The organism is Jiangella aurantiaca, assembly GCF_004349105.1.
Lineage (GTDB): Bacteria > Actinomycetota > Actinomycetes > Jiangellales > Jiangellaceae > Jiangella > Jiangella aurantiaca.
Window position 1 is genome coordinate 24665 of record NZ_SMLB01000022.1, and the last position, 26728, is coordinate 51392.

Here is a 26728-nt window from a genome sequence, read left to right on the forward strand (position 1 = left end):
GATCATCATGACCTTCGGTTCAGCACGACATACGGCCAGGGCTGATTCTCTCATCCCCGCGCAACCCCCGCCTCGAAGCGCCTCGCGAACCTCGCACGGCGACATGACAGTCGCCACGACCACGGATCACGGGCCGTGAATGTCGTTGGAACGGCCGGTTCACCCTTACAGTGTGAGAGTGCCGCTTCAGCATGCCGTTCTCGCCCTGCTGGCCGACGGACCCAGCTACGGGTATGAGCTCAAGGCGAACTTCGAGAAAGCCGTCGGGCCCCAGTGGGGTGGGCTGAACATCGGCCACGTGTACCAGATCCTCGACCGGCTGCACCGCGACGGCATGGTCAGCTCGCACACCGTGCCGCAGGACTCCCGGCCCGACCGCACGGTCTACCTCATCACCTCGGCCGGCCGCAGCGACCTCGACGAGTGGCTGGCCACGCCGACCACGCGCACGTCGGGCTACCGCGACGACTTCATCCTCAAGGTGCTCGCCGCGGGGCGGCGCGGCCCCGACGCCATCCGCGAGGTCTGCCGCATCCAGCACGAAGCCCGCCTGGCCGAGCTGCAGACGCTGCGCACCAGCCGGCGCACCCACCAGCACGACGCGCTCGCGGCGCTCACCATCGAGGCGGCGATCCTGCACACCCAGGCCGACCTCAAGCTGATCGAGGCGGTCGAGTCGCGCGCCGACGAGCCGCTGACGCCGGCCGCGCAGGCCCCCGGCGCCCGGGCCAAGGACGCCGACGAGGACGACCGCAAGACGCGGCACGCCTCCTGACCCACCCGCCGTCCGGCACGCCGGGGTGGCGCCCGCAGGGTGACCTGGCATGCTGTGCGGGTGCGCGTCGTACTTGCCGAGGACTCCCTGCTGCTGCGTGAAGGACTAGTCCGCCTGCTGGGCGAGGCCGGCGCCGACGTCGTCGACGCCGTGGGCGACGGCGACACGCTGGTGAGGTCGGTGCAGGAGCACCGCCCCGACGTCGCGATCGTCGACGTCCGCATGCCACCGACCTTCACCGACGAGGGGTTGCGGGCGGCGCTGGCGGCCCGGTCGGCGGTGCCCGGGACCGGCGTGCTGGTGCTGTCGCAGTACGTCGAGGAGTCGTACGCCGGCGACCTGCTGGCCGACGGTGCCGGCGGCGTGGGCTACCTGCTGAAGGACCGGGTGTCGGCACTGGCCGACCTGTCCGACGCGCTGGAGCGGGTGGCGTCCGGCGGGACGGTGCTCGACCCCGAGGTGGTGGCGCAGCTGTTCGCCCGGCGCCGCCGCGACCCGCTGCAGACGCTGACGGCGCGGGAGCGCGAGGTGCTGGCGCTGATGGCGGAGGGCCGGACGAACGTGGCGATCGCCCGGCTGCTGGTCGTCACCCAGGGCGCGGTCGAGAAGCACATCTCGTCGATCCTCACCAAGCTCGACCTCCCGCCCTCCGACGACGACCACCGGCGGGTGCTGGCGGTGCTGGCCTGGTTACGGGCGGAGCACTAGCCAAGGCCGACCGCGAGGTCCCAGGTGGCGCCGAGTCCCGCAAGGGAAAGGGGACCAGCGGTCCGTCGCGGCCGCAACACGGTGGTGACAGGATCTGTGTCACTCTGTGCGGGTGTCGTTTCTCATGCGCGTGGTCGTACCGGACCGTCCCGGTTCGCTCGGAGCGGTCGCGACGGCGGTCGGCGCCGCCGGCGGTGACATCGTCGGCGTCGACGTCGTCGAGCACCGCGGCGACGGCTTCGTGGTCGACGACTTCCTGGTCGACCTGCCGGGTGGGCGGATGCCCGACTCGCTGGTGACGGCGTGCCGGACGGTGACCGACGTCACTGTGGAGTTCATCGGCCATTACAGCCCGGGCGCCAGCCTGCATCGCGACCTCGAGGCCGTCGAGGCGATGACCGACCAGCCCGAGCGGGCCGAGGAGATCCTGGTCGACCTCGTGCCCGGCATCTTCCGCTCCGGCTGGGCCCTGCTGCTGCCCTCGTCGGGGTCGACGCTGAAGGTACAGCGTGCCAGCGGCGGCGCCCCCGAGGACGACGGCTACGAGGCGCCCTGGCTGCCGCTCACCGAGCCGACCCGCATCGTGGTCGGCGATGATGAGCCGGAGCCGTGGCAGGACGTCGTCGCGGTCGGTGTGCCGATCGACGACACCGGCCAGGCCATCGTCTTCGGCCGCGACGGCGGGCCGCGCATCCTCGACTCGGAGCTGGCCCGGCTGGTGCACCTGGTGGCGCTGGCCCAGGTGATCCGCCGCACCGCCCGAGCCCCCGAGGCAGACGACGCGGGCGAGGCGAGCGACCCCGCGACCGCCTGACGCCCGCCGCCGCTGAGGCCCCCTCGTCGCCAGGGTCCTCCCACGCACTCACCCCACGCTGGCGAGGGCGAACGGCAATACCTGACCTGCTCCGGCGCGACGCACCTCCCTTCCGGCGACGGTGAGGGTCCAGCGCGAGTCCGTGAGGTCGTCGACCAGCAGGACGACCGGGTCGCGCCCGAGCGCCGCCAGGGCCTCACGAGCCGCCGGGCCGACCCGCCACGCGTTCCAGACCGAGGCCAGCCGGAAGGCGCTGTTGCCGCCGGGCTCCGTGCCTTCGGCGGCGCCGGCGCCGGTGGCCTCCAGTTCGCCGAGGTCGGCCAGCCGGCCCACCGACGCCAGATAGCGGCCGATCGAGCCGACGAGTTGCGGGCGCCGCCGCGACGGCACGGTCATGACGGCGTCGGGGCGGCGGTCCCAGCGCCACTCGCGCAGCACGTCGATGCACGCGGCCAGCAGCGACTCCGGAGCCGGGGCGTCGTCGGCGTCGAGCAGCGACCGCAGCCGCTGGCCCCAGCCGAGATCGGTGAGCCGAGCGACCACGCGACCGGGTTCGAGGCGTTCGTCGGGGCCGATCTTGCCCTTGACGTCGACGCCCAGCCGGCCCATGCCGGACGGCCACTGGACCCGGGGCTCCAGCAGGACGCCGGCCCGGGACAGCGTGGTGCGCGCCGCCGCCCGGGCGTCGGCGGGGACCTCGTCGGTGTACCAGGGACCGGCGCAGACGTCGCAGCGGCCGCACGGCGCCGCGCTCGGGTCGTCGAGAGCGGCCTGCAGGAACGCCATGCGGCACTGCTCGCCGCGCTGGTACGCCAGCATCGACCGGGCCTCGGCGTCGCGGGCGGCGGCGACCCGCTCGTACCGTTCGGCGTCGTAGACCCACTCCTGCCCGGTGGCCTGCCAGCCGCCGCGGACCCGCTGAACCGCGCCGTCGACGTCGAGCACCTTGAGCAGCAGCTCGAGCCGTGTGCGCCGGACGTCGACCACGGTCTCGAGCGCCGCCGTCGACATCGCGTCGCCGGTGGCCGACAGCGTCCGGATCACCGCCGCCGCCTGCTCCTGCCGCGGCATCGAGACCGTGGCGAAGTACTGCCAGATGGCCTGGTCCTCGGCGGCCGGGAGCAGCAGCACGTCGGCCCGCTCCGTCGCCCGGCCCGCCCGGCCGACCTGCTGGTAGTAGGCCACGGGCGAGGACGGCGCGCCGAGATGGACGACGAAGCCGAGGTCGGGCTTGTCGAATCCCATGCCCAGCGCACTGGTCGCCACCAGCGCCTTGACCTCGTTGTGCAGCAGCGCCCGCTCGGCCTCGACGCGGTCGGCGGGGTCCGTGCGGCCCGTGTAGGCGAGGACGTGGTGACCGGCCTCGCGCAGCAGCTCCGCGGTGTCCTCGGCCGCCGACACCGTCAGCGTGTAGACGATGCCGCTACCGGGCAGCTCGCCGAGGTGCGCGGACAGCCAGGCCAGCCGGTGCTCGGCGTCGTCGAGAGACAGCACGCCCAGCCGCAGGCTCTCGCGGGCCAGCGAGCCGCGGATGGTGGTGACCTCGGCTCCTCCGGCGCCCAGTTGCTCGGCGACGTCGGCCACGACGCGGGCGTTCGCCGTCGCCGTCGTCGCCAGCACCGGGGTGCCGGCCGGAAGGGTGCCGAGCAGGTCGCGGATGCGCCGGTAGTCGGGCCGGAAGTCGTGGCCCCAGTCGGAGATGCAGTGCGCCTCGTCGACCACGATGAGCCCGGCGCCGGCCGCCAGCGTGGGCAGCTGCTCGTCGCGGAACCGCGGGTTGTTCAGCCGCTCCGGACTGACCAGCAGGACGTCGACGGCGTCGTCGGCCAGCTGTTTGGCGACCTCGCCCCACTCGTCGGCGTTGGCGGAGTTGATGGTGACCGCTCGCACCCCGGCCCGGCCCGCCGCCGCGATCTGGTCGCGCATGAGCGCCAGGAGTGGTGACACGATGACGGTCGGCCCCGCGCCACGCGCTCGCTGCAGCCCCGTCGCGACGAAGTAGACCGCCGACTTGCCCCAGCCGGTGCGCTGCACGACCAGCACGCGACGCCGGTGTTCCACCAGGTCGCGCACGGCGTCCCACTGGCCGTCGCGGAACTGCGCCGCATCGTTGCCGACCAGCCGCCGCAGCAGCGCCTCTGCCTCGTCCTTCAGATCCACCATCACACCTCACGTGTCGGGCCACGCATGACCACACGAACGCTCAGCCGCCGCTCTCCGTGGACCGACGACTCGGGGAGCCTCCGGCCCCTGCTCGCCGCCGGTTTGCATGGCCCTCCACAGGCGACGCTAGCCGCCGGATCCGACAGGCCGCCACCGCGCTCGGGCCGATTGTGGACAACTCCGCGAACTCGCCGGGCCTGTGGACGACGCGAACGAGGACGGCCTGGGCGAGGCGCTACGCCAGGTCCATCGCCGACGCGTCCTCAGGTGCACCTCGATCTGCCCGGTCCGGTCCGCCTGGGAACCGCGCCCGCCCCGACCAGTTGATCTTGGAGTTGTTCGGCCATCTATCGGGTAAATCGGACCGGAAAGGCGAACAACTCCAAGATCAACGGGGATAGGGGCGGATTCGGGAATGACGCCAAGCAGAAGGCCCGCCGCCCTCGAAGGACGGCGGGCCTCCGCGTCGAACGAGCCGGCCGGATCAGCCGATGTCCGACGCCGCCGCGGTGCGGACGATCGTGCCCTTCTGCCGGTCGGTGATCAGGCCGCGCGCGACGAAGTAGTTCGCGGCCTCCTCGACGTGGCGGACGAACTCCCCGTGGTTGGGCCAGGAGTCCGGATCGTCGTCGATCAGCTGGTTGATCGAGCAGCTCGCCCCGCCGACCCGGTTGGGCACGCCCGTGTCGACCCCGCCGATCACGACGGTGCTGGCGCCGATGTCCCGTTCGTCGCACGTGGGGCCGCCGGTGTAGTCGACCCGATGGATGGTCGAGACGCCGGTCGTGCCGAACGTGTGGCCCCACTTGATGACGTAGAGGGCGCCGTCGGGCCCGAACACCATTTCGTGCGGCCGCGTCCACGGGTTGAGGACGCCGTGGAACAGCGGGTTGATCTCCTGGACCTGCTGGTCGTCGTCCAGGACGAACGTGTAGAGGTTGTTGCTGGTCCGACCCCACTCGCCGAAGAACGCCCGGCCGTCGTACGACTCCGGCCACTGACGGCTGGACAAGGACTCCAGCTCGGCGTCGTACCGGTAGACCGGCCCCGCCGTCGGCGCGCCGCCGGTCCCGATGTCCGGCACGTTGGCGCCACCGCCGGCGAACGGCAGCCGGCCGTACCAGACCTCGGGGTCGACGACCGGCGGCAGCTGCGTCATGCCGGTGTTGTTCGGCGACTCGTTGACCGGGTTGGCGCAGTCGAACGTCGCGCCGGCCGGCCCGCTCGGGAACGTCCAGTCGCGGTAGGCGCCGCCGGCGTGGCAGTACGGCCAGCCGTAGTTGCCGGGCTCGACGACGTTCCACTCGACCCGGCCCTCGGGACCGCGGTCGGCGTTCGGCCCGCCGGCGTCCGGCCCGTAGTCGGCCGCGTACAGTGCGCCCGTCTCCGGGTCGGTCTCGATCCGGAACGGGTTGCGGAAGCCCATCGCGTAGATCTCCGGCCGGGTCTGCGGTGTGCCCGGCGGGAACAGGTTGCCGGCCGGGACGGTGTACCCGCCGCTGTCGGTCGGGGTGATCCGCAGGATCTTGCCGCGCAGGTCGTCGGTGTTGGCCGACGTGCGCTGGGCGTCGAACGGCTGCCGTCCCGGCCGCTCGTCGATGGGCACGTAGCCCTGCGATTCGAACGGGTTGGTGTCGTCGCCGGTCGAGATGTAGAGGTTGCCGAAGCGGTCGAACTCCAGCGAGCCCGCCTCGTGGCAGCACTGCTCCCGCTGCACGGTGACGTCGAGCACGGCCTTCTCCTCGGTCAGCCCCTCCGCGGTGAGGGTGAACCGCGACAGCCGGTTGACGCCGCAGCTGCCGGCGGGGACGTCGGACGGCGGGCAGGTGACCGGCCCCGGCACGGAGCGGTACAGGTACAGCCAGTCGTTCGAGGCGAAGTCCGGGTCGAGGGCCAGGCCGAGCAGGCCGTCCTCCTGGGCGTTGCCGGTCGCGATCCCGGTGTAGACGTCGACGGTGTCGACGACGCTGGTCGTCTGCGTCGCCGGGTCGACGACCTTGAGGTTCGCCGGCGTCGACGCCTGGCTCCGCTCCCCCATCTCGATGAAGAAGACCCGGCCGTCGTCGGCGACGTCGAGCTCGCTCGGGAACCGGGTGTTGGCGTCCAGCGTGACCTTCTCGAAGTGCTCCCAGTCGGTCCCGCCGCAATCACCGCCGGCGGCGCCGGCCGCCCACTCGATGCCGCCGAGAATGTGCTGGAGGAAGGCCGGGTCTGCGTACGACTGGTTGGTGTGACCCAGCGCGGTGTACCAGGACCGGCCGCCTTCGAAGGTGTGGCACCAGGCCATCGGGTGGTCGGTCCCCATGGTGCCGCTGCCCGGGCTGTACGACCGCTCGTCGATGGTGAGCAGCACGTGGACATTGCCGCGTGGGTTGAGGTTGAAGTTGTACCACTCGTCGTTGCGGTTCCAGACCGTCTCCAGGTGCGCCGTCGACGGGTGCGCCCGGTCAGCGACGACGAGGCGGGCGCCCTGGATCGCCGGGTGGTTGACGAAGTAGGCGCCGACGAGCTGGCCGTACCACGGCCGGTTGTGCATGGTGTCCGTCGCCGCGTGGATGCCGGCGAAGCCGCCGCCGTTGCGGATGTAGCCCTGGAACGCCGCGAACTCGCTGTCGTTCAGCAGCGGCGGGTTGGCCGGGTTGTTGGTGCCGTCGACGGGCGACAGGAAGACGATGGCGTCGTACTGGGCCAGGTCCGCCGCCGACGTGAACGGGGTGCTGGGCAGGGTGCGGGTCGGCTGGGCCGGGTCCCAGACGTCGACGTCGAACCCGTTCTGCTCGCCGAGCTGGATGATCGCCGTAGTGCCCGGCACGATGCTGCCGTGCCGGAAGCCGAGGGTCCGGCCCACGACCAGGACGGAGTAGTCGTCGTCCTGCTGGGGCTCGGCCTCTTGCGCCGTCGAGGTGGTCGCCGCGACGACCGGGAGCGTCAAGGCTCCGGCCGCAACGAGCGCGACCGCGCGGGTGCGCGCGTCTCGCAGGCGCCAGGTGACGTGTTTCACCGCGCTGTCTCCTTCGTCGATCGGATGAACACGCGCTCCTGCCCCCGGGGCACCGGCCCCGGGGTCTCGGCCCAGTGTGGAGTTGTGTGGTGCTGAGGGATATACGGCGCAACCGGCCGCAGGGATTGCGTCAGGCCGCTTCGGAATCCAGCGACACCAGCGCCGCGGCGATGGACGGGTCCATCAGCTCGCTCGTGGTCACCACGGGGACGTCCACCAGGGCGGCCGCCTCGCGCGCGGCCAGCGGCGACGCCGTCACCATGCCCGTCACCGCGGCCACCCGCAGGTGCCACGACCGCAGCAGGTTCACTCCGGACAACGCTCCGAGCGCGTCACTGGCCGCGAACAGCACGCCGCTCAGCGTCGCCCGGACGGCGGGGTCGGCCAGCAGCCGTGCTGTCTCGACGTGCGCGACGCCGTCGGCGATCTCGATGACCACCATGTCCGGCTCGGACGCGGCGACCGCGGACAGCAGCCCGAAGTAGGTCGCGACGAGGTCCTCCGGCGACACCATGTGGGTCGACGGGAACCCGGCGTCGGTGAAGTCGAGCACCGGCGTGCCGCCGGCGTCGAGCAGGTGCCAGCGGTCGTTGCCGGCGCCGGTCCCGGTGACCTTCGCCGCGCCGACCTGCCGGCCGGACCGGGTGATGCCGCGCACCAGCGAGGCCGCGGACGTCGTCTTGCCCGCGTTCATCGACGTGCCGACGACGGCGACCACCGGCGGGTGCACGGGCGGCGGCACCGGCGTCAGCCCGATGGGCGCGCCGTCGCGCACCGTCAGCCCGCGGCCGTCGCGCCCGGCCAGCCGGCCGATCGGCACGATGCGCGTGGGCCCGGCGAACCCGGAGTACGCGCCGACGACCCGGCCGGCCATGCCGCCCGCCGCGACCAGGTCGCACGGCCCGAAATCGTCAGGGACGACGGCCTCGTAGGCGTCGGTGGCGTACCGGGCGCCGTACGCGACCACGATCTCGTCGCCGGCGAACAGCCGCGCCTTGCGGCCGTCGGGACGCTCGATCCAGTCGTGGGCGCCGATCGACTCCACCCGGGCCAGGATGACGTCACCGGCCGCCGGGATGGTCGCCGGCGCCAGCACGAGCTCGTCCCCCGACGGCACCAGGTCGATCACGTGCCGGGTGATGTACGAGGTCTTGGCGGCTCCGAGCCGGCGCGGCCAGGGCGCCGCGACCGGGAAGAGCTCCGCCGCTGGAGCCACATGCTCAGTGAAAGAGGTCATGGGAACCTCACTTCGGGGGACGGGCGCAGAGGTGGCACTGACGATGGCGTGACCACCGGGTGTTTCTGCGGCGAGACCTGCCTTGATGACGCAAGAATGCATGAGCGGACGCCTCCCGCGCCAGCCCTCGGCACGGACTTTTCTCGCCAACGTAAACGTGCAGGTAAAACGGGGTAAACGACGCATACCGACGATGCCCTTGACCGCACTCGGCGACGGAACGATCATGGAGGGACAACTGAACACTGGAGTCCCGCTCGGGGCACCGGCACATCGTCTGGTTCCCGAGCGGCCGTACGGCGGCTTTGCGGAACCTCGTAGTAGCGAGAGGACCCCCCATGAGTCGTCAGCACGGACGGAGACCCCTCAGCCGGCTGCGCGCCAGCCGGTACCTCGCCAGGTTGCGGCTGCAGGCCTACGCCGCGGTCGCGGGCCGGTTCTCGGCTCGGGCGTAGGGTCGCGAACCGCGCGACCCGAGGAACTCCGATCTCCGGTTCCACGGAGCAGCTCGTCCGGCGCCCTGCGGGCGGCGAGCGAGCCTTCTTGGACACGAAGGGTCTGGCTTCCGCCGGACCCTTCGCGCGTGTCGGCCCCGGCCTACTCCTGCGCCTCGCCACCGCCCTCGTCGCCGTCCCCGACCTGGGCGAGCCTCGCGGCCTCGTCCGGACCGGACTCGAGCAGCACCCGGAAGCCGGCCTCGTCGAGCACCGGCACCTTGAGCTCGATCGCCTTGTCGTGCTTGGAGCCGGCGTTCTCGCCCGCGACCACGAACGACGTCTTCTTCGACACCGAGCCGGACGCCTTGCCGCCGCGCGCCAGGATGGCCTCCTTGGCGTCGTCGCGGGAGAACCCCTGCAGCGACCCGGTGACCACGACCGTCAGGCCCTCGAGAGTCCGCGGCGTGGATGTGTCTGTCTCGTCGCGCATGTTCACGCCGGCGTCGCGCCACTTACGGACGATCTCCTGGTGCCAGTCGACGGCGAACCACCCCTTCACCGACGCGGCGATGGTGGGGCCGACGCCGTCGGTGCCCGCCAGCTGCTCCTCGCTCGCCTCGACTATGGCGTCCATGGAGCCCAGCGCGCCGGCCAGCGCCCGGGCCGCCGTCGGGCCGACGTGGCGGATGGACAGCGAGACGAGGACCCGCCAGAGCGGCTGCTGCTTGGCCTTCTCGAGGTTGTCCAGCAGCCGGCGGCCGTTGACCGTCAGCGCGCCGTCGGCGTTGGTGAACAGCGGCACCTGCTTGAGCCGGTCGGCGTCGAGCGCGAAGACGTCGCCCTCGTCCGTCACGACCCCGGCGTTGATCAGCGCGATGCCGGCCTCCCAGCCCATCGCCTCGATGTCGAACCCGCTCCGTCCGGCCAGGTAGAACAGTCGCTCGCGCAGCTGCGACGGGCAGGACCGGCTGTTCGGGCAGCGGATGTCGACGTCGCCCTCCTTGGCCGGGGCGAGCGGGGTGCCGCAGGCCGGGCATTCGGCAGGCATGACGAACTCGCGCTCGGTGCCGTCGCGCAGCTCGGCGACCGGGCCCAGGATTTCGGGGATGACGTCGCCGGCCTTGCGCAGTACGACGGTGTCGCCGATGAGCACGCCCTTGCGTTTGACCTCGGACGCGTTGTGCAGCGTCGCGTTCTCGACCGTCGAGCCGGCCACCTTCACCGGCTCCATGACGCCGTACGGGGTGACCCGGCCGGTGCGCCCGACATTGACGCGGATGTCGATGAGCTTGGTGGTGACCTCTTCGGGCGGGTACTTGAACGCGATGGCCCATCGCGGCGCCCGCGACGTGGAGCCGAGCTGGCGCTGCAGGTCGACCTGGTCGACCTTGACGACGACGCCGTCGATCTCGAACTCGACGTCGTGGCGGTGCTGGCCGTAATGGTCGATGTACTCCTGGACGGCCTCGAGGTCGGGTACGACCTTCGGGCGGTCGCTTGCCGGCAGTCCCCACGCCCGCAGCGCGTCGTACGCCTCGGACTGGAACCGGATGTCGAACCCGTCGCGCCGGCCGATGCCGTGGCAGACCAGGATCATGCGGTTGAGGTTGCGCTTGGCCCGCTCGTACTCCTCGAGCACCTTCTCGTACGACGCCTGCGCGCGGCCCTCGTTCCCCGCGGCGTCGGCCTTCGCCTTCGCGGCGTCGAGCTTCTCGCGGCGGCGGTCCATGCGCTGACGGAGCACGCCGGCACCGGAGTTGCGGGCGTTGGCGAACAGCGGCAGCCCGAGGTCGGCCCGCTCGGCGTTGACCGCCTCGAACTCCGCCGTCGGGAAGACCGCCTCGCCGCGGATCTCGACCACCGACGGGACGGGGTACTCGTCGCTGCCGGTCAGCTCGTCGGGGATGGCGTCGACGAACTTGGCGTTGTACGTGATGTCCTCGCCGGTGCGGCCGTCGCCGCGGGTGGCGAGCGTGGCCAGCTTGCCGTCGCGGTAGACGATGTCGACCGCCAGCCCGTCGACCTTCGGCTCGCACAGGTAGCGCGCGCCGGTGCCGACCTCGCGCTCGACCCGGGCGGCCCACTCGGCGATGTCGTCGGACGAGAACGCGTTGTCGAGGCTGAGCATGCGCTCGAGGTGCTCGACCGGCGGCCACGACGCCTCGACGCCGGCGCCCGGCTCGGCCACCGGCGCGCCCACCTTCTGCGTCGGCGAGTCGGGGGTGCGCAGCGATGTGTACTGGTCCTCGATGCCCTCCAGCTCGCGCATCAGCTGGTCGAACTCGGCGTCACTGATGGTGGGCGTGGCGAAGTAGTACCGCTGGCGGTGGTCCTCGATCTCCTGCGAGAGCGTGGCGTGGCGCTCGCGGATGTCCGCCGGGACGTCGTTGATGTCGGCTGGCTCGGTCACAGCACAGACGGTAGCGCCCACTACCGACGATGTGCCGGAACCGGCACGTCGGTGCTCCGCCTCGCGTGCGTACCTCGCTAGGCGATACGACTCTAGGAGGCCTCGGCCGTCAGGTCGGCGAAGGCGCGCGCCGTCGTGCGGGCGAGGGTGTAGGCGCGCCGGGCCCAGTCGGGGTCGGCGCCGGCCAGGCCGCAGGACGGGGTGACGACGGTGCGGGCGGCCATGGCCGCGGGATCCTGGTCGAGACGGCGCCAGAGCCCGACGATGCGCTGGGCCAGCTCGCGGTCCGACGGCGGCGTCGACGGGCGGAGCGAGGGCACGACGCCCGGCCAGACCGCCAGCCCGCCGTCCACGGCCTCGGCCAGCCGCTCCAGATCGTCGGACGACAGCAACGACACGTCCAAGGACACCGCGACCGCCCCGGCCGAGCTGACCACTTCAACAGGCACGGCGGGAGCGCAGCAGTGGACCACGACCGGCACCTCGCCGACGGACGACGCCATGGCGCCCAGCAGCGCCGACGCCTCCGGCGTGTGGACCGCGCGGAGCCGGCCGAAGCCACTCGTCGTCGGGATCGAGCCGGCAAGAACAGCGGGCAGCGACGGCTCGTCCAGCTGCAGCACCAAGGAAGCGCCCGGCGCCCGCCGGGCCACCTCCGCGACGAACCCGGCGACCCCCTCCGCCAGCGACGCCGCCAGGTCGCGCCGCGCCCCGCCGTCGCCGACCGCCGCGCCGCCGCGGTTGAGCTCGACCGACGCCGCCAGCGTCAGCGGCCCGGCGACCTGCACCTTCAGCGGGCCCTGATACCCGTACGCGGCGATCTCCAGCGCGTCGAGATCGGCGCCCAGGACCGACGACGCCCGCCGCTCATCCGCGCCCGGCCGGTCGACCAGCCGCCAGCCGGACGGCTGGAGGTCGACGTGCAGGTCGACGAGGAGCGACGCGGCCCGGCCGATCATGTCCGCGCCCGCGCCACGGGCCGGCAGCTCGGGCAGGTGCGGGAAGTCGGGCAGTTCGCCGACGACGATGCGCGCGGCCTCGTCGCGGTCCTCGAACGGCAGCGAGCCGATCCCGGTCGCCGTCGCCGGCCCCCACGCAAACCCGTCCACGAGAACGACACCCTATGCGATCGCCCGCAGCAGCTCGATGAACCGCCGCACCTGACGGTCCGGCGCCGGCCGGGTGACGGCGACGAGGTCGGCGGAGAGGCCGTGGACGGGGACGAAGGCGAGGCCGAAGTCGCCGGACTCGCGCGCCACCGCGGGCGCGAAGCACACCCCGCGCTCCGCCGCGACCAGGCTGAGCTGGGCCTTGAACCCGGTCGCCGCGCTGCGGACCCGCGGCAGGAACCCGGCCCGCTGGCAGGCCGCCACGAACCCCTGCCGCAGCACGAGGTCGGACGAGTCGACCGCCATCAGCCAGTCCTCGTCGGCCAGGTCGCTCAGCCGCAGGGCCGAGCTCGAGGCATACGGGTGCGACGGCGGCAGGGCGACCGTGAGCGGCTCGTTGCGGATCGGCGTCATCTCCAGGTCCGCCGGCGCCGGCGACCCGGGCAGCACCCACTGGATCCCGACGTCGACGCGCCCGTCGAGCAGCCTACGCCGGGCTGGTGCTGCCGCAGCTGGCGTCGTCGGCACTGGCCGTCTTCCTGCTGCGGCAGCAGCTCGCGGCGTTCCCGGCCGAACTGATCGAGTCGGCCCAGCTGGCCGGCGCTTCCGACCGGCTGATCCTGTGGCGCATCGTGGTCCCGAACCTGCGCCCGGTGCTGGTCGCCGTCGGCATCGTCGTGTTCATCCAGACGTGGAACGAGTACCTGTGGCCGCTGCTCGCGACCAGCGGGACGGAGCGCGCGACGGTGCAGGTCGGGCTGCGGATCTTCGAGACCGAGCAGGGCACGGCGTGGGGTCCGCTGATGGCGGCCGCCACGCTGGTGGCCGCGCCGCTGGTCGTGGCGTACGCGTTCGCCCAGCGCCGGGTGACCGACGCGTTCCTGCGCTCCGGCCTGGGGTAGGCGGGGTCAGGTGCGGCGGACGTCGGTGATCGTCCCGTCGACGACGGCGGCCGCGACGTCGCGCAGCTTGCTGTTGGTCGACCGGGCGTGGCCGCGGAGCAGCGCGAACGCGTCGTCGACGGAGATGGACAGCCGCTCGGCGAGGACGCCCTTGGCCTGCTCGACGAGGATCCGGCTGTCCAGGGCGGACTGCAGCTGCCCGGCGACAACCTCGTGCTGCCGAGCGGTGCGCTCGTGGAGGATCCCGATGGTCGCGACGTCGGCCAGTGCCTGGCCGAGCGCCAGCGACTCGTCCGCCAGCGGTCCAGGCTCCCGGCCGAACAGGTTCATCGCCCCGAGGACCGCGTCGCGCAGCCGCATCGGCAGCGCATAGACGGCGGCGAACCCGGCGCCGCGGGCGGCCGGCGCGAACCGCGGCCAGCGCTCGTCGCCGCCGGCCACCAGGTCGACCATGGACACCCGCCGGCCGGTGCCGAACGTGTCGAGGCACGGGCCCTCGGAGTTCTGCAGCTGCGACAGCTCCAGCATGCGCGTCTCCTCGCTGGAGGCGGCGACGAGGTTGAGCGTGCCGTGGTGGTCGATCAGCACCACGCCGCAGGCATCGACGTCGATCAGCTCCACCACCCGGTGCGCGAGCAGGTCGAGGAAGCCGAGCACGTCGTAGTCGTCGACGAGCGTGTCGGCCAGTTCGACGAAGGTCTCGCGGACGCGCCGGTCGGTGGTACTCATGCGCCGCCTTCCGGTCGGTCTTGGTCGCTGTTCGGGGGCGCGTCCATCATCTCGCTCCCTATGGCCGTGTCGTCCGTGCCGCGCCGGTCCGGTGCGAATCTCAGCCGCCGCGCCACCACCTCGGCCGCCACATCGGCCAGCCGCCGCTCGTGGACGTAGGCGTACGCCCGCAACCGGACCAGTGCCTCGCTGACCTCGACACCGAGCTGCACGCTCACCATGCCCGCAGCCTGGTGCACCTCGGCCAGCCGCTCCGGCAGGATCGCGTCGCGGCGGTGGTCCGGACCACCCGCGATCCCCCCGCTCTCGTCCAGCACCACGACGAGCACCGCGTCGGCGAACGCCAGCGCGGTCGCGAGTCGCACCGCGTCGAGAGCACCAGGGTCGCGGCGGTACACATCCAGCACGCCGACGCGGGCGGCGCCGGCGGCCACGGGGAACGCGAACAGCCCCCGCACGCCGCGGTCCGTCGCGGCGGGCGCGAACACCGGCCACCGCCGCACGGCGGACCCGGCGGCGAGGTCGGGGACCAGCACCACGCCGTCGCCGGCCGCCGCGTCGACGCCCGGACCCTGGCCGAGCGTGAACTGCAGCTCCTCCAGCTCGTCACAGTACTCGCCGACGGCCAGCACCGGCTCGCGGGCGCCTGTCGCGCCCACCATCGACAAGCCGCACCCCGCCGCGCCGACCGCGGCGGCGCAGGCGTGCAGCACGTGCCGGAGCGACGGGTCGGTCCCCTCGGCCCGCGCTCTTTCGACGATCGCCCCCCAGACGTGATCGGCCCGGTGCTCAGCGGACAACCGTACCCACCGATCCGCACGCCACTTCGATCGCTCCTCCCCACAGATTCGGGCCACTCTGGCAGCTCGGCTCGGGCCTGCGCCAGTGCCTATCGACGCTGTATGGCGATGCGCCGCGGCCTCTTGTCCGCCGTGGCTACGCTGGCGGCATGGCCGAGGCGATCGCGCCGCACGACGGCGAGCAGCACCAGCACGGCAGGCTGGCCGGCCGGCTGAACTGGCTGCGCGCCGGCATCCTGGGCGCCAACGACGGCATCATCTCGACCGCGGGCATCGTGGTGGGCGTCGCCGGCGCCACGACGGACCGCGACTGGCTGCTGCTGACCGGCGTGGCCGGCCTCGTGGCGGGCGCCTTCTCGATGGCCGGCGGCGAATACACCTCGGTCAGCGCCCAGCGCGACACCGAGCGGGCGGCGCTGGCCCGTGAACGGTGGGAACTGGAACACCTGCCCGGCGAGGAGTTGGCCGAGCTCACGCAGATCTACGAGCGGAAGGGACTCTCCCGCCCGCTGGCCGAGCAGGTCGCGCGGGAGCTGACCGCCGAAGACGCCCTCGCCGCGCACGCCGAGGCCGAACTGGGCCTCGACGCCGACGAGCAGACCAACCCGTGGTCGGCGGCGTTGTCGTCGTTCATCTCGTTCGCGCTGGGCGCGATGCTGCCGCTGCTGGCCATCGTCCTGCCGCCGCCGACGGCCCGGTCCCGGTCACGATGGCGACGGTGGTGCTCGCCCTGGCATTGACGGGGTACACCGGCGCGCGGCTGGGTGGCGGACGGCGCTCGCGGGCGGCGGCCCGCGCGGTGATCGTCGGCCTGCTCACCATGGCGGTCACGTACGCCGTCGGCTCGGCGCTCGACGTGAGCGTGTCGTAGGCCACTCTGGCAGCACGAACGGTCGTGCTATTTTGGTCCAGTGACGAAGGGCGCCGAGACCCGGCAGGCCATCCTCCGCAAGGGAGTCGAGACGGCCTACCGCGTCGGCCTGGGCGGGCTGACCATCGGGCACCTCGCCGCCGCCACCGGCATGTCGAAGAGCGGCCTGTTCGCGCACTTCCGGTCCAAGGAGCTCCTGCAGATGGAGGTCCTGCGCGAGGCGCGGACCGAGTTCATCGACACCGTCATCCGGCCGGCGCTGCTGGCGCCCCGCGGCGAGCCGCGGGTGCGTGAGCTGTTCGACCGCTGGGTCGAGTGCGGCCGCACCCGCATGCCGGGCGGCTGCCTGTTCGTCAAGGCCGCCGCCGAGCTGGACGAGCAGGACGGCCCGGTCCGCGACCAGCTGGTCCGCGATCACCTCGACCTCTACGACTCCTGCGCCCGCATGTTCTCCACCGGCATCGCCGAGGGCCACTTCCGCGAGGATGCCGATCCGCTGCAGTTCGCCGCCGACCTCGACGGCATCATGCTCGCCTTCTACCACGCCCACCGGCTGCTCGAGGACGAGCGGTCGGAGGCAAGGGCGCGGCACGCGTTCGAGCGGCTGCTCGCCGACGCCCGCGTCCGCGCCGGCACCTCCTCCTAGAACCCGCGCCTCCAGACCTCCCCGAAGGGATCGCCATGACAGTCACCTCGTCGCAGAATCGCACGATCGTTCGTGCTAGTGCCAAGCTGCGAGCGCTCCGGGTCGCGTTCGGCACGCTCGAGCGCGTCGCGCCCGGGATGGGCGCCCGTTGGGCCGCCGGGCTCTGGTGCACCCTGCCGAACACCGGCGGCCGCCGCCGCGACGAGCGGCCGCGGCCGGGCGAGCGCAGCACGCTGATCCTTCCCGACGGCCGCGAGGTCGCGGTGGAGAGCTGGGGGTTCGGCCCGCCGGTCTACCTGATGCACGGCTGGGGCGGCTGGCGCGGGCAGCTCGGCGCATTCGTCCAGCCGCTGGTCGAGGCCGGTCGGCGGGTGGTGGCGGTCGACGCGCCGAGCCACGGCGAGTCCGGGCCGGGGCAGCTCGGCCGCGGCCGGGCCACCGGCGTCGAGTTCACCGAGGCGCTGGCCGCCGCCGCGGGCAAGCACGGCAAGCCGGCCGCCGTCATCGCGCACTCGCTCGGCGGGGCGGCCACGGCGGTCGCCGTCCTGGACGGCCTGCCGGCGGCGAGGCTGGTGCTCATCGCGCCGAGCACGACGCTCAGCGACGGCCTCGCAGCGTTCCAGCGCACGGTCGGGTTCGGCGAGCGGACCCGCACCCGCATGCTGGCCCGGCTGGAGCGGCTGGCCGGCCGCCCGTTGGCCGACTTCGACGTCACCGGCCTGTCCCGGCGCACGGAGGTGCCGCCGACGCTGGTCGTGCACGACCGCAGGGACAAGGAGGTCCCGTATGACGACGGCGCCGCGCTCGCGGCGGCCTGGCCGGAGGCCGAGTTGGCCGGCACCGAGGGGCTCGGGCACCAGCGGATCCTGCGCGACCCGTCGGTGATCGCGATGGTGGTCGACTACGTCACGCGCTGACGCGCGTCACGCCTTGACGCCGACTCCGAGCCGGGCCAGCAGGTCGCGGACCCGCTGCTCGGACTCGTCGCGGATCGCCCGGACGGTGTCGAGGTCCTGGCCGCCCGGGTCCGGCAGGTCCCAGTGCTCGTACTGGCGGCCGGGCAGCTCCGGCGCCGTCACGCCGCCCATGGTGACGACGACGTCGGCGGCCTCGACGATCTCGTCGGTCCAGGGCTTCGGGAACTCGTCGGCGAGGTCGATGCCGCGCTCGCCCATGGCGGTCGCGACGCCCGCGTCGACGTCGGTCGCGGGGTCCGCGCCGCCGGACCAGGCGACGGCGCCGTCGCCGGCCAGCTCCTCGAACAGCCCGAGCGCCAGCAGCGACCGGCCGGCGTTGTCGGGGCACAGGAACAGCACGGTCGGTCTGTCCCGCGCGCCCTCGACCCGGGCCAGCGCGCGCAGCCGCTGCCGCGAGAACCGCTCGGCCATCAGCGGCAGGAACGTGGGGATGCGAGCACCCGCGGCGAAGTGCTCGTAGCTGGTCTCGAGGAAGCTCTCGATGGTCTCGGCGCCGATGCCGGTGAACTCCTTGCCCAGGCGCTCGGCGGCGGCGCGCATGGCGAGGCCGTGCTCGATCTCGAGAGCGGGGTCGCGCGGTCCGGTGACGGGGCTCTCGGGGACGGGTTCGGGGGACGACGGCATGCTCATGCCCGGTGCATACCCCGGGGCGGCGGGCTCGAATCAGGCGCGAACGGCGGAGCGGGTCTCGTCGATCGTCGCGGAGCCGACGACCCGGCTGCCGTCGTAGAGCACGATCGCCTGACCGGGCGCGACGCCCTCCTGCGGCTCGGCGAAGGCCACCGACACCGACCCTCCGGCCGACACCGTCGCGACCGCCACGGCCGGCGTCCCGTGGGCCCGGAACTGCGCCACGCAGTGCAGCTCCTCCCCGAGCACCGGCGGCGCGCCGCACCAGCGCGGCGCGACCCCGGTGAGGGCATCGACGGCGAGCGACTCGCGCGGGCCGACGGTGACCCGGCGGTCGACCGGCGAGATGTCGAGGACGTAGCGCGGCTTGCCGTCGGCGGCCGGGGTGCCGATGCGCAGCCCCTTGCGCTGCCCGATGGTGAACCCGTAGGTCCCCTCGTGCGTCCCGACGACGGCGCCGGCGGTGTCGACGACCTCGCCGGGGGCGTCGCCGAGGTGGCCGCGCAGGAAGCCGGCGGTGTCGCCGTCGGCGATGAAGCAGATGTCGTGGCTGTCGGGCTTGCGGGCGACGGCCAGTCCGCGCCGCTCCGCCTCGTCGCGCACGTCGGCCTTGACGGTGTCGCCGAGCGGGAAGATCGCGTGCTCGAGCTGCTCGGCCGTCAGCACGCCCAGCACGTAGGACTGGTCCTTCTCCGGGTCGGCGGCGCGGTGCAGCTCTCGGCCGGCCGGCCCGTCGGCGATGCGGGCGTAGTGGCCGGTGCCGACGGCGTCGAAGCCCAGCGCGAGTGCGCGGTCGAGCACCGCCGCGAACTTGATCTTCTCGTTGCAGCGCAGGCACGGGTTGGGCGTGCGGCCGGCGGCGTACTCGGCGACGAAGTCGTCGACGACGTCGGCACGGAACCGCTCGGCGAGGTCCCACACGTAGAACGGGATGCCGAGCACGTCGGCGGCGCGGCGGGCGTCGCGGGAGTCCTCGATGGTGCAGCAGCCGCGGGCGCCGGTGCGGAACGACTGCGGGTTCGACGACAGCGCGAGGTGCACGCCGGTGACGTCGTGGCCGGCCTCGACCAGCCGGGCCGCGGCGACCGCCGAATCCACTCCACCGGACATCGCGGCGAGGACACGCATGCTCAGTTCCCCCTGGTCGAGACGTTGACGATGCCGGCCGCGCGGGCCCGGTCGACGGCCGGGCCGATGGCCGCGACCAGTGCGTCGACGTCGGCCTCCGTGGACGAATGACCCAGCGAGAACCGCAGCGAGCCGCGGGCCCGCTCGTGCGGCGCGCCCATGGCCAGCAGCACGTGCGACGGCTCCGGCACGCCTGCCGTGCAGGCGCTGCCGGTCGAGCAGTCGATGCCGGCGGCGTCGAGCAGGAGCAGCAGCGCGTCGCCCTCGCAGCCGGGGAAGGAGAAGTGGGCGATGCCGGGCAGCGTGCGCTGCGGGTCGCCGTTCAGCACCGCGTCGGGGACCGCGCCGAGGACGCCGGAGACCAGGCGCTCACGCAGCGCGGCCAGCGCGGCGGCCCGGCCCGGTGCATCGGCCAGTGTCGCTCGGAGCGCGGCGGCCAGCCCGGCCACCGCGGGCGCGTCGAGGGTGCCGGAGCGGACGTCGCGCTCCTGGCCACCACCGTGCAGGACGGGCACGACGTCGGTCTCGCGCCGCAGCAGCAGTGCGCCGACGCCGACCGGGGCGCCCACCTTGTGCCCGGACACCGTCATGGCGTCCAGGCCGGAGTCGCCGAAGTGCAGCGGCAGGGCGCCGACCACCTGCACGGCGTCGGAGTGGACCGGGATGCCGTGCTCGTGCGCGACGGCGACCACCTCGCCGATCGGCTGCACCGTGCCGACCTCGTTGTTCGCCCACATGACGGTGATCAGCGCGACGGACTCGGGATCGGCCCGGACGACGCGGCGCAGCGCGTCGACGTCGAGCCGGCCGGCGGGGTCGACGGGCAACCACTCGACCTTGGCGTCCTGCTCCGCGACGAGCCAGTCGACGGAGTCGAGCACGGCGTGGTGCTCGACGGCGGAGGCGAGGATGCGGACGCGGCGCGGGTCGGCGCCGTGGCGGGACCAGAAGAGGCCCTTGACGGCGAGGTTGTCGGCCTCGGTGCCGCCGGAGGTGAACACCACCTCGCTGGGCCGGGCGCCGAGACCGGCGGCGACGGACTCGCGCGCCTCCTCGACCAGCTTGCGGGCGCGGCGGCCGGAGGCGTGCAGCGACGAGGGGTTGCCGAGGGTAGCCATGGCCCCGGCGACGACGTCGATCACTGCGGGGAGGACGGGGGTCGTCGCCGCGTGATCGAGATAGACGCGGCCGTCAGACATGTCCCGTCCAGTTTACGGCGTGGGGCGGCCGGCCCGCGCATCGCGAGCCGGCCGCTGCCGGGGCACCTCAGCCCTTGCGCTTCTGGATCTCCGCAGTCGCCTGCGGCAGGACGGTGTGCAGGTCGCCCACGACACCGAAGTCGGCCATCGCGAAGATGGGCGCCTCGGGGTCCTTGTTGACCACGACGATGGTCTTCGAGGTCTGCATGCCGGCCCGGTGCTGGATGGCGCCGGAGATGCCGCAGGCCAGGTAGAGCTGCGGCGACACCGTCTTGCCGGTCTGCCCGACCTGGTAGGCGTGCGGGTACCAGCCGGAGTCCACGGCCGCCCGCGACGCGCCGACAGCCGCGCCTAGCGCGTCGGCCAGCGCCTCGACGGGGGCGAAGTCGCCGCCGGTGCCCCGGCCGCCGGAGACGACGATGCTGGCCTCGGTCAGCTCGGGCCGGCCGGTGGCCGCGCGCGGCTTGCGGTCGACGATGCGCGCCTTCGTGGCGGCGTCGGAGAACGCGACCGCGACCTTCTCCTCCGCACCCACGGAGCCGCCGGTGGCTTCGGGCGTGACCGCGTTCGGCTTCACCGTGATGACCGGCGTGCCCCTGGTGACCTGCGCGGTCACGGTGTACCCGCCGGCGAACACCGACTGCGTCGTCACGATTTCGGAGGCCACGACAGTGATATCGATCGCGTCGGTGATGACACCTGAGCCGAGCTTGACCGCCAGCCGGGCGGCGATCTCCTTGCCCTCCGGGCTGGAGGTCAGCAGCACGCCGGCCGCGCCGGAGGACTGCGCGATCTGCGCCAGCGCCTCGGCCTTCGGCACCACGAGGTACTGCTCGAGCTCGGGCGCCTCGACGACGTACACCTTCGCCGCGCCGTACTCACCCAGCGTGTCGCGGGCGGCGTCGAAGCCGGTGCCGAGGAACACCGCGGCGGGCTCGCCCGCGCGTCGCGCGAGCGTCAGCAGCTCCAGCGTGGTCTTGCGGACCGCGCCGTCGACGTGGTCGACCAGGACCAGGATCTCAGCCATCGCTTCCCCCTCAGATGAACTTCTGGGCGGCCAGGAACTCGGCCAGCTTGACGCCGCCGTCGCCCTCGTCGGTCACGACGGTGCCGGCGGTGCGCTCCGGCCGCTTCGTCACCTCGCGCACGACAGAGAACGCGGCGTCCAGCCCGACCGCGCCGGCGTCGACACCGAGGTCGGCCAGCGTCCACGTCTCGACCGGCTTCTTCTTCGCGGCCATGATGCCCTTGAACGACGGGTAGCGCGGCTCGTTGATCTGGTCGGTCACCGACACGACGGCGGGCAGGTCCGCCTCGATCGTCTCCGACGCGACGTCGCCGTCGCGGCGCGCCGTCACCGTCGCGCCGGACACCGTCAGCTCACCCACGAACCCGACGTGCGCCAGCCCCAGGTGCTCGGCCAGCATCGCCGGCACCACACTCATGCTGCCGTCGGTCGAGGCCATACCAGTCAGGACCAGGTCGACGTCGCCGACCTTGGCGATCGCGGCCGCCAGCACCTGGGCGGTGGCCAGCGCGTCGGACCCGTGCAGGGCGTCGTCGACGACGTGCACACCGGAGTCCGCGCCCATCTGCAGCGCCTTCTTCAGGGCGGCGTCGGCGCCGTCGGGCCCCATCGTCAGGGCTACGATCTCGACGCCGTCTCCGGCCTCGGCGATCTTGAGCGCCTCCTCGACGGCGTACTCGTCCAGTTCGGACAGCAGGCCGTCGACACCAGCACGGTCAGTGGTGTTGTCGGCGGCGTTGAAGGTCCGGTCCGCGGTGGCGTCCGGAACGTGCTTGACCAGGGTGACGATCTTCATGGCCGGGTTGCGACCTCCTAGGCCGGGCGGGTTGCGGGACGCCGGCGCGGCGCCCATCGCGAGGCTAGCCCACGCCGGGGCGGCGGAGCCTTCGACCGTCCCGATGTTACCGACAGGTAACCAATGGTCCAAGTCCGGCTGACGTGCAACACGTCACAGTCCGGGACGGCCGCCGATACCCGTTTTCGCCGTCTTGACTCGGTCCCGATCTTGGGCCCGCTGTGAAATGATCGCGCGATGCGGATACTTGTCGTCTCGTGGGAGTACCCGCCCGTCATCTACGGCGGTCTCGGGCGCCACGTCCACCGCCTGACCGAGGGTCTGGTGGCCGACGGCCACGACGTCGCCGTCGTCACGCAGTCCGCCCCGGGGATGCCCGAGGAAGAGGACGACAAGGGCGTGCGCGTATTCCGGGCGCCGCCCGATCCGCCGGCCGGCGAGCGTGGCGAGGATCTCGTGCCGTGGGTGCTGGCGCTCAACACGAGTCTCATGCGTACCGCCCACCGGCTGACGCGCGAGTGGATGCCTGATGTCGTCCACGCACACGACTGGGTTGACGCGCACGCAGGCATCAACGTCGCCCGCGCCATCGACGCGCCGCTCGTCGCCACCATCCACGCGACCGAGGCGGGGTTGTGGGACGGCTGGTTGTCGACGCCGCTGTCGCGGGCCCGGCACGACATCGAGGCCTGGCTGGTCGCCGAGGCGACGCGGTCCATCGTCTGTTCCGAGGCCATGCGGGTCGAGGCCGCCGCCGCGTTCGACGTCCCGCCCGAGGACCTCACCGTCATCCGCAACGCCGTCGACCAGCCGGCCTGGCGGACGACGGCGGAGGCGCGGCGGGCGACCCGCGAGCGGTTCGGCATCCCGCCGAAGACGCCGCTGCTGGTGTTCGGCGGCCGGCTGGAGTGGGAGAAGGGCGTCGACGTCTGCGTCGAGGCGCTGTCGCTGGTCCGGCAGCGCCACCACGACGCCCGGCTGGTGCTGGCCGGCGCCGGGTCGCAGGAGGTCAACCTGCGGCGGCTGGCCCAGCGGCTGCAGATCGACCACGTCGTCCAGTTCGCCGGGCGCATGGACCAGCCCGACCTGGCCGCCTTGTTCGGCGCGGCGGACGTGGCGTTGGTGCCGTCGTCGTACGAGCCGTTCGGCATCGTGGCGCTCGAGGCGAGCGCGGCCGGCACGCCGGTCATCGCCGGCGACAGCGGCGGCCTGCGCGAGGTGATCGAGCACGACGTCACCGGCCTGCTGGTGCCGCCGCGCGACCCCGGCGACCTCGCCGCCGCAGCGATGCGGCTGCTCGAGGAGCCCGGGCTGCCGCAGCGGCTGGTCCGGTCCGCCCACCAGCGCATCGCCACGGAGTTCGTCTGGACGGCGGTCGCCCGCGAGACGGAGAAGGTCTACGCGGCCGCCGTCGCCGACCCCCGTCCGCCCCGCCCGCGGCCCGCGCCGGCGCCGGACGGCAACATCCTGGCCGACCGGCCGGCGCCGGTGCAGCAGGCCTGGCGCCGGGTTCGCGGCGAGGTCTGACGCCCTCCTCCCCGTGATCATCGGCGTTTGACCACACCCACGTGTGGTCAAACGCCGATGATCACGGTTGTCCACAGGGGGCAAATTGGGTCTGGCGCAGCGTGCCCGGCTCGCGCAGGCTGACTCGGGTGGACCTCGAGGAGCTCCTCGCCGGCCAGGCCGGTGTGGTCAGCCGTGCCCAGGCACACACGTGCGGCCTGACGGACCGGCAGGTGGAGTGGCGCGTCGAGTCCGGGCGCTGGCGCCGGATCCACCTCGGCGTCTATGCCACGTTCACCGGGCCGCTGCCGTTCGAAGCGCGCGTGTGGGCGGCGATCCTGCGCGCCGGGCACGGCGCCGTCGCCAGCCATCGCACGGCGGCGTTTCTCGACGGCCTGTGTGACGATCCAGGCCCGGCGGTGCACGTGACGGCTCCGGGCGAGCGGCACGTGCGCGGCAAGATCGACCGCGTGCGGGTGCACTACGCGTGGCGTCTGCCGCTCACCCGGCACCCGTCGAAGAGTCCGCCACGGACGCGGCTGGAAGAAACGGTCCTCGACCTCGTGGACGCCGCACCGCATCCACGTGACGCCGAGGGCTGGGTGACCGCCGCATGCCAGCGCCGGCTCACCACCCCGGAACGACTCGCCGATGCCCTGGCGCGGCGGAAGAAGATCCGCTGGCGGGCGATGGTCGAGGCGATGCTGGCCGACGTGGCGGAGGGAGCCCAGTCGCCGCTGGAGCTGCGCCACCTACGCCGCGTCGAACGCGCCCACGGACTACCGGCCGGCTGCCGGCAACGCCGCATCGCCGGTCACCGCGTCATCTGGATCGACGTCGACTACGACGAGTACGGCGTGCGCGTCGAGCTCGACGGCCGCATCGGGCACACCGGCGAAGGACGCTTCCGCGACCGCCACCGCGACAACCGCGCCACCGTCGACGGCCACGCCACCCTGCGCTACGGACACGCCGACATCTACGACGATCCCTGCGGCGTCGCCACCGAGCAGGCACGAGTCCTGAACGCCCGCGGCTGGATCGGACACCCACGGCCGTGCGGGCCGGCCTGCCGCGTCCGACTCCGTGATCATCGGCTCTGGCGGCCGGCGCTGGCGGGAGCGTCTGGCCCAGCGGATCAGCGCCCGGTAGGTGTCGTCGCGGACGAAGACCATGTCGGCGGCGATCATGGCCAGCGAGAACCATGGCAGCGCCATCGTCACGGCGATGCCGACGTGCATCGCGAAGATCGCCAGCAGCGCCAGCACCCGCGTCCCCCGCCGCAACAACAGCAGCGGGAACAGCACCTGCACGAACACCGTCGCATAGCTGCCGATGGTGACGAAGACGCCGTTGGTGTAGACGAGCTCGTTCAGCCCGGGCCACGGCGCGTACTGGCCGATGCGCAGCGGGTAGTAGAGGCCGACGCCCTCCTGCCACATGCTGCCCTGGACCTTCGACAGCCCGGAGGTCATGTAGATCATGAACACCTGCGTGGCGACGGCCATCAGGGCGACGTTGTGGAACAGCGTGCCCACCCACGGCGGCAGCGGGACCAGCGGGCGGTAGCCGGGACGGGCGCGGCGGCGGGCGTCCAGCGACCACCGCATCGAGGTGTCCGCGAAGCAGAGGAACAGCAGCATGATGCGGACGATGTTGTCGCCGGCGTCGTCGGCGAGCGGGTTGAGCCGCATCAGGCTGGCGATGCCGATCATCAGCAGCGGCGTGACGACGCGGGTGCGCCAGCCGAGCGTGAACGCGACGGCGAGCCCGGCCAGCAGCAGGTACTTGAGCGTGAAGACGGTGGTGCCGTCGTCCTGCGCGAACACCGAGGTGAACGGGAAGCCGTACTCGTCGACGGTGAGCCAGGGGGTGAGCCAGCGCGCGCCCGGCCCCCACACGTAGTGCCGGTACACGAAGTTGACGGTCAGCGACCCGAGGATCGCGCCGCCGAGCAGGATCCGCATCGCGGCCAGGCCGTACGTCGCCTTCTTGCCGTCGAACAGCCACTGCTCGCCGGTGTCGACGGTGCGCCCGATGGCCCGGGTGACGTAGCGGATCGCCTCGCCGATCACCGGTTGTCCTCCAGGTCCCGCAGGACGTCGGCGAACGCGGCCTCGTCCTGGTCCGGGTCGACGAGGGCCGGGCGCCAGCCGAACTCGCGGATGGTCTGCTGCGGGGTCTCCGGCGGCGGGTCGAACCGTTGGTGCCAGCGCGGCACCGGCGTGCGGACCAGCTGGAACTGGACGGCGACGACGTCCTCGCCCCAGATCGCCTTGGCGAACTGGGTCGCGTATCCGGTGGCGACGCGGTCGGCGCGGACCATGTTCGCCACCCGCGACGACGTCTCGCCGCCCTGCGCGGCGATGAGGTCGTCGGCGAGCGGCCGCCAGTCGGACATGTCCTGGTAGTCGGTGGCGACGATGTCCTGCTGCTCGTCGGTGAGCGCGCCCCAGGCGGTGTTGACCCGGCGGTGCAGGTTGGACGTCAGCCGGCTGGCCCGTGACGGCGCGGGGTCGTGGGTGATCAGCGTCCACTCGAGCCGGGTCGGGTCCTCCCAGTCGGTGGTGCGCAGCTCGCCGGTCTGCGGGTCCTCGACCTGCGCGCGGACCCGCAGCTCGTCCTCGGCGTTCACCGGGTTGGGTGCGAACAGGCTCCAGTTCTGCTGGAAGAAGGGGCGCATGTACCCGGACACCTGGCCGCCGACGGAGTCCTTGATCGGGTTGTCCGGGGCGTTCCACAGGAAGGTCGCCGCGAAGTGCAGCGCCACCACGCCGACCAGGAAGAACGCGACACCCTTGGCGATCGGCGGCACGTCTGGTCGCGACTGGGCCTCCCGGCTGTCGTTCGGCACGCGGGCCAG

Annotated in this window: 22 protein-coding genes and 2 pseudogenes; 9 read left to right on the forward strand and 15 right to left on the reverse strand. The window is 72.9% G+C overall.

Annotated features, from left to right (window positions below; all coding sequences use genetic code 11):
- The first annotated feature begins 178 nt into the window (after positions 1-178).
- The 3 genes from E1262_RS16480 (at position 179) to E1262_RS16490 (ending at position 2297) form a co-directional block, all read left to right on the forward strand.
- The gene (locus E1262_RS16480; RefSeq protein ID WP_132104239.1) at positions 179-775 is read left to right on the forward strand and encodes a PadR family transcriptional regulator; all 597 of its coding nucleotides are present in this window, start codon (positions 179-181) and stop codon (positions 773-775) included.
- Between the two features lie 60 nt (positions 776-835).
- Positions 836-1483, forward strand: a complete 648-nt coding sequence (locus E1262_RS16485; RefSeq protein ID WP_132104240.1) for a response regulator transcription factor — start codon at positions 836-838, stop codon at positions 1481-1483.
- 124 nt (positions 1484-1607) lie between these two features.
- Complete coding sequence (locus tag E1262_RS16490) at positions 1608-2297, forward strand: ACT domain-containing protein (protein ID WP_132104241.1); 690 nt, start codon at positions 1608-1610, stop codon at positions 2295-2297.
- A gap of 48 nt (positions 2298-2345) precedes the next feature.
- Here the strand turns inward: E1262_RS16490 and E1262_RS16495 are convergent, their stop codons facing one another.
- From E1262_RS16495 to E1262_RS16520, 6 genes are all read right to left on the reverse strand, one after another.
- Positions 2346-4460 carry a RecQ family ATP-dependent DNA helicase gene (locus E1262_RS16495; protein WP_132104242.1) on the reverse strand — a complete coding sequence of 705 codons (2115 nt, stop codon included), beginning with the start codon at positions 4458-4460 and terminating at the stop codon, positions 2346-2348.
- A gap of 484 nt (positions 4461-4944) precedes the next feature.
- Entirely contained in the window at positions 4945-7461 is a 2517-nt protein-coding gene (locus E1262_RS16500) for a ThuA domain-containing protein (protein ID WP_132104243.1), read from the reverse strand.
- Positions 7462-7591: 130 nt separating this feature from the next.
- Positions 7592-8698, reverse strand: a complete 1107-nt coding sequence (locus tag E1262_RS16505; protein WP_132104244.1) for a DUF1611 domain-containing protein — start codon at positions 8696-8698, stop codon at positions 7592-7594.
- 597 nt (positions 8699-9295) lie between these two features.
- Positions 9296-11545: an NAD-dependent DNA ligase LigA gene (gene ligA / locus E1262_RS16510; RefSeq protein ID WP_203453937.1), complete on the reverse strand. Its 2250-nt coding sequence runs from the start codon at positions 11543-11545 to the stop codon at positions 9296-9298.
- Positions 11546-11637: 92 nt separating this feature from the next.
- On the reverse strand, positions 11638-12654 hold the full coding sequence (locus tag E1262_RS16515; protein WP_132104246.1) for a methionine synthase: 1017 nt from the start codon (positions 12652-12654) through the stop codon (positions 11638-11640).
- A gap of 12 nt (positions 12655-12666) precedes the next feature.
- Entirely contained in the window at positions 12667-13182 is a 516-nt protein-coding gene (locus E1262_RS16520; protein WP_132104247.1) for a LysR family substrate-binding domain-containing protein, read from the reverse strand.
- Here E1262_RS16520 and E1262_RS16525 point away from each other — a divergent pair.
- A complete protein-coding gene (locus E1262_RS16525) occupies positions 13155-13556 on the forward strand; it encodes a carbohydrate ABC transporter permease (RefSeq protein WP_162605945.1) in 402 nt (133 codons plus the stop codon). The two genes, E1262_RS16520 and E1262_RS16525, sit on opposite strands and share 28 nt — an antisense overlap.
- Before the next feature lie 6 nt (positions 13557-13562).
- Here the strand turns inward: E1262_RS16525 and E1262_RS16530 are convergent, their stop codons facing one another.
- Positions 13563-14285, reverse strand: coding sequence for a GAF and ANTAR domain-containing protein (locus tag E1262_RS16530; protein WP_132104249.1), 723 nt, complete (start codon positions 14283-14285; stop codon positions 13563-13565).
- Entirely contained in the window at positions 14282-15085 is an 804-nt protein-coding gene (locus E1262_RS16535; protein ID WP_132104250.1) for an ANTAR domain-containing protein, read from the reverse strand. The genes E1262_RS16530 and E1262_RS16535 overlap by 4 nt, the downstream gene beginning before the upstream one ends.
- A gap of 149 nt (positions 15086-15234) precedes the next feature.
- On the opposite strand from E1262_RS16535, the pseudogene E1262_RS16540 reads away from it, so the two are divergent.
- The 3 genes and pseudogenes from E1262_RS16540 (at position 15235) to E1262_RS16550 (ending at position 17519) form a co-directional block, all read left to right on the forward strand.
- Positions 15235-15956: pseudogene (locus E1262_RS16540) on the forward strand (VIT1/CCC1 transporter family protein).
- Positions 15957-15996: 40 nt separating this feature from the next.
- On the forward strand, positions 15997-16602 hold the full coding sequence (locus tag E1262_RS16545) for a TetR/AcrR family transcriptional regulator (RefSeq protein WP_132104251.1): 606 nt from the start codon (positions 15997-15999) through the stop codon (positions 16600-16602).
- 35 nt (positions 16603-16637) lie between these two features.
- The gene (locus E1262_RS16550) at positions 16638-17519 is read left to right on the forward strand and encodes an alpha/beta fold hydrolase (RefSeq protein WP_132104252.1); all 882 of its coding nucleotides are present in this window, start codon (positions 16638-16640) and stop codon (positions 17517-17519) included.
- Positions 17520-17525: 6 nt separating this feature from the next.
- Here the strand turns inward: E1262_RS16550 and E1262_RS16555 are convergent, their stop codons facing one another.
- The 5 genes from E1262_RS16555 to E1262_RS16575 form a co-directional block, all read right to left on the reverse strand.
- On the reverse strand, positions 17526-18203 hold the full coding sequence (locus E1262_RS16555; protein WP_420810535.1) for an arsenate reductase/protein-tyrosine-phosphatase family protein: 678 nt from the start codon (positions 18201-18203) through the stop codon (positions 17526-17528).
- 39 nt (positions 18204-18242) lie between these two features.
- Complete coding sequence (gene mnmA / locus E1262_RS16560; protein WP_132104254.1) at positions 18243-19337, reverse strand: tRNA 2-thiouridine(34) synthase MnmA; 1095 nt, start codon at positions 19335-19337, stop codon at positions 18243-18245.
- Between the two features lie 2 nt (positions 19338-19339).
- The gene (locus E1262_RS16565; RefSeq protein WP_132104255.1) at positions 19340-20536 is read right to left on the reverse strand and encodes a cysteine desulfurase family protein; all 1197 of its coding nucleotides are present in this window, start codon (positions 20534-20536) and stop codon (positions 19340-19342) included.
- Between the two features lie 67 nt (positions 20537-20603).
- The gene (locus E1262_RS16570; RefSeq protein ID WP_132104256.1) at positions 20604-21563 is read right to left on the reverse strand and encodes an electron transfer flavoprotein subunit alpha/FixB family protein; all 960 of its coding nucleotides are present in this window, start codon (positions 21561-21563) and stop codon (positions 20604-20606) included.
- 10 nt (positions 21564-21573) lie between these two features.
- Entirely contained in the window at positions 21574-22359 is a 786-nt protein-coding gene (locus E1262_RS16575; protein WP_132104257.1) for an electron transfer flavoprotein subunit beta/FixA family protein, read from the reverse strand.
- A gap of 237 nt (positions 22360-22596) precedes the next feature.
- Between E1262_RS16575 and E1262_RS16580 the strand changes: the two genes are divergently transcribed.
- Positions 22597-23886, forward strand: coding sequence for a glycosyltransferase family 4 protein (locus E1262_RS16580; RefSeq protein WP_132104258.1), 1290 nt, complete (start codon positions 22597-22599; stop codon positions 23884-23886).
- Between the two features lie 164 nt (positions 23887-24050).
- A pseudogene (locus tag E1262_RS32135) lies at positions 24051-24095 on the forward strand (hypothetical protein); the annotation flags it as partial.
- Between the two features lie 549 nt (positions 24096-24644).
- On the opposite strand, the gene E1262_RS16590 reads toward E1262_RS32135, so the two are convergent.
- Positions 24645-25940: an HTTM domain-containing protein gene (locus E1262_RS16590; protein ID WP_132104259.1), complete on the reverse strand. Its 1296-nt coding sequence runs from the start codon at positions 25938-25940 to the stop codon at positions 24645-24647.
- Positions 25937-26719 carry a DUF5819 family protein gene (locus tag E1262_RS16595; RefSeq protein WP_132104260.1) on the reverse strand — a complete coding sequence of 261 codons (783 nt, stop codon included), beginning with the start codon at positions 26717-26719 and terminating at the stop codon, positions 25937-25939. Before E1262_RS16595 ends, E1262_RS16590 begins: the two co-directional genes overlap by 4 nt.
- Between the last annotated feature and the right edge of the window lie 9 nt (positions 26720-26728).

Coding starts and splice junctions, on each gene's coding strand:
- E1262_RS16490 (WP_132104241.1), top strand. CDS start 1,608: ATGCGCGTGGTCGTACCGGACCGTCCCGGTTCGCTCGGAGCGGTCGCG.
- E1262_RS16495 (WP_132104242.1), bottom strand. CDS start 4,460: ATGGTGGATCTGAAGGACGAGGCAGAGGCGCTGCTGCGGCGGCTGGTC.
- E1262_RS16505 (WP_132104244.1), bottom strand. CDS start 8,698: ATGACCTCTTTCACTGAGCATGTGGCTCCAGCGGCGGAGCTCTTCCCG.
- E1262_RS16530 (WP_132104249.1), bottom strand. CDS start 14,285: ATGAGTACCACCGACCGGCGCGTCCGCGAGACCTTCGTCGAACTGGCC.
- E1262_RS16550 (WP_132104252.1), top strand. CDS start 16,638: ATGACAGTCACCTCGTCGCAGAATCGCACGATCGTTCGTGCTAGTGCC.
- E1262_RS16555 (WP_420810535.1), bottom strand. CDS start 18,203: ATGCCGTCGTCCCCCGAACCCGTCCCCGAGAGCCCCGTCACCGGACCG.
- mnmA (WP_132104254.1), bottom strand. CDS start 19,337: ATGCGTGTCCTCGCCGCGATGTCCGGTGGAGTGGATTCGGCGGTCGCC.
- E1262_RS16565 (WP_132104255.1), bottom strand. CDS start 20,536: ATGTCTGACGGCCGCGTCTATCTCGATCACGCGGCGACGACCCCCGTC.
- E1262_RS16570 (WP_132104256.1), bottom strand. CDS start 21,563: ATGGCTGAGATCCTGGTCCTGGTCGACCACGTCGACGGCGCGGTCCGC.
- E1262_RS16575 (WP_132104257.1), bottom strand. CDS start 22,359: ATGAAGATCGTCACCCTGGTCAAGCACGTTCCGGACGCCACCGCGGAC.
- E1262_RS16580 (WP_132104258.1), top strand. CDS start 22,597: ATGCGGATACTTGTCGTCTCGTGGGAGTACCCGCCCGTCATCTACGGC.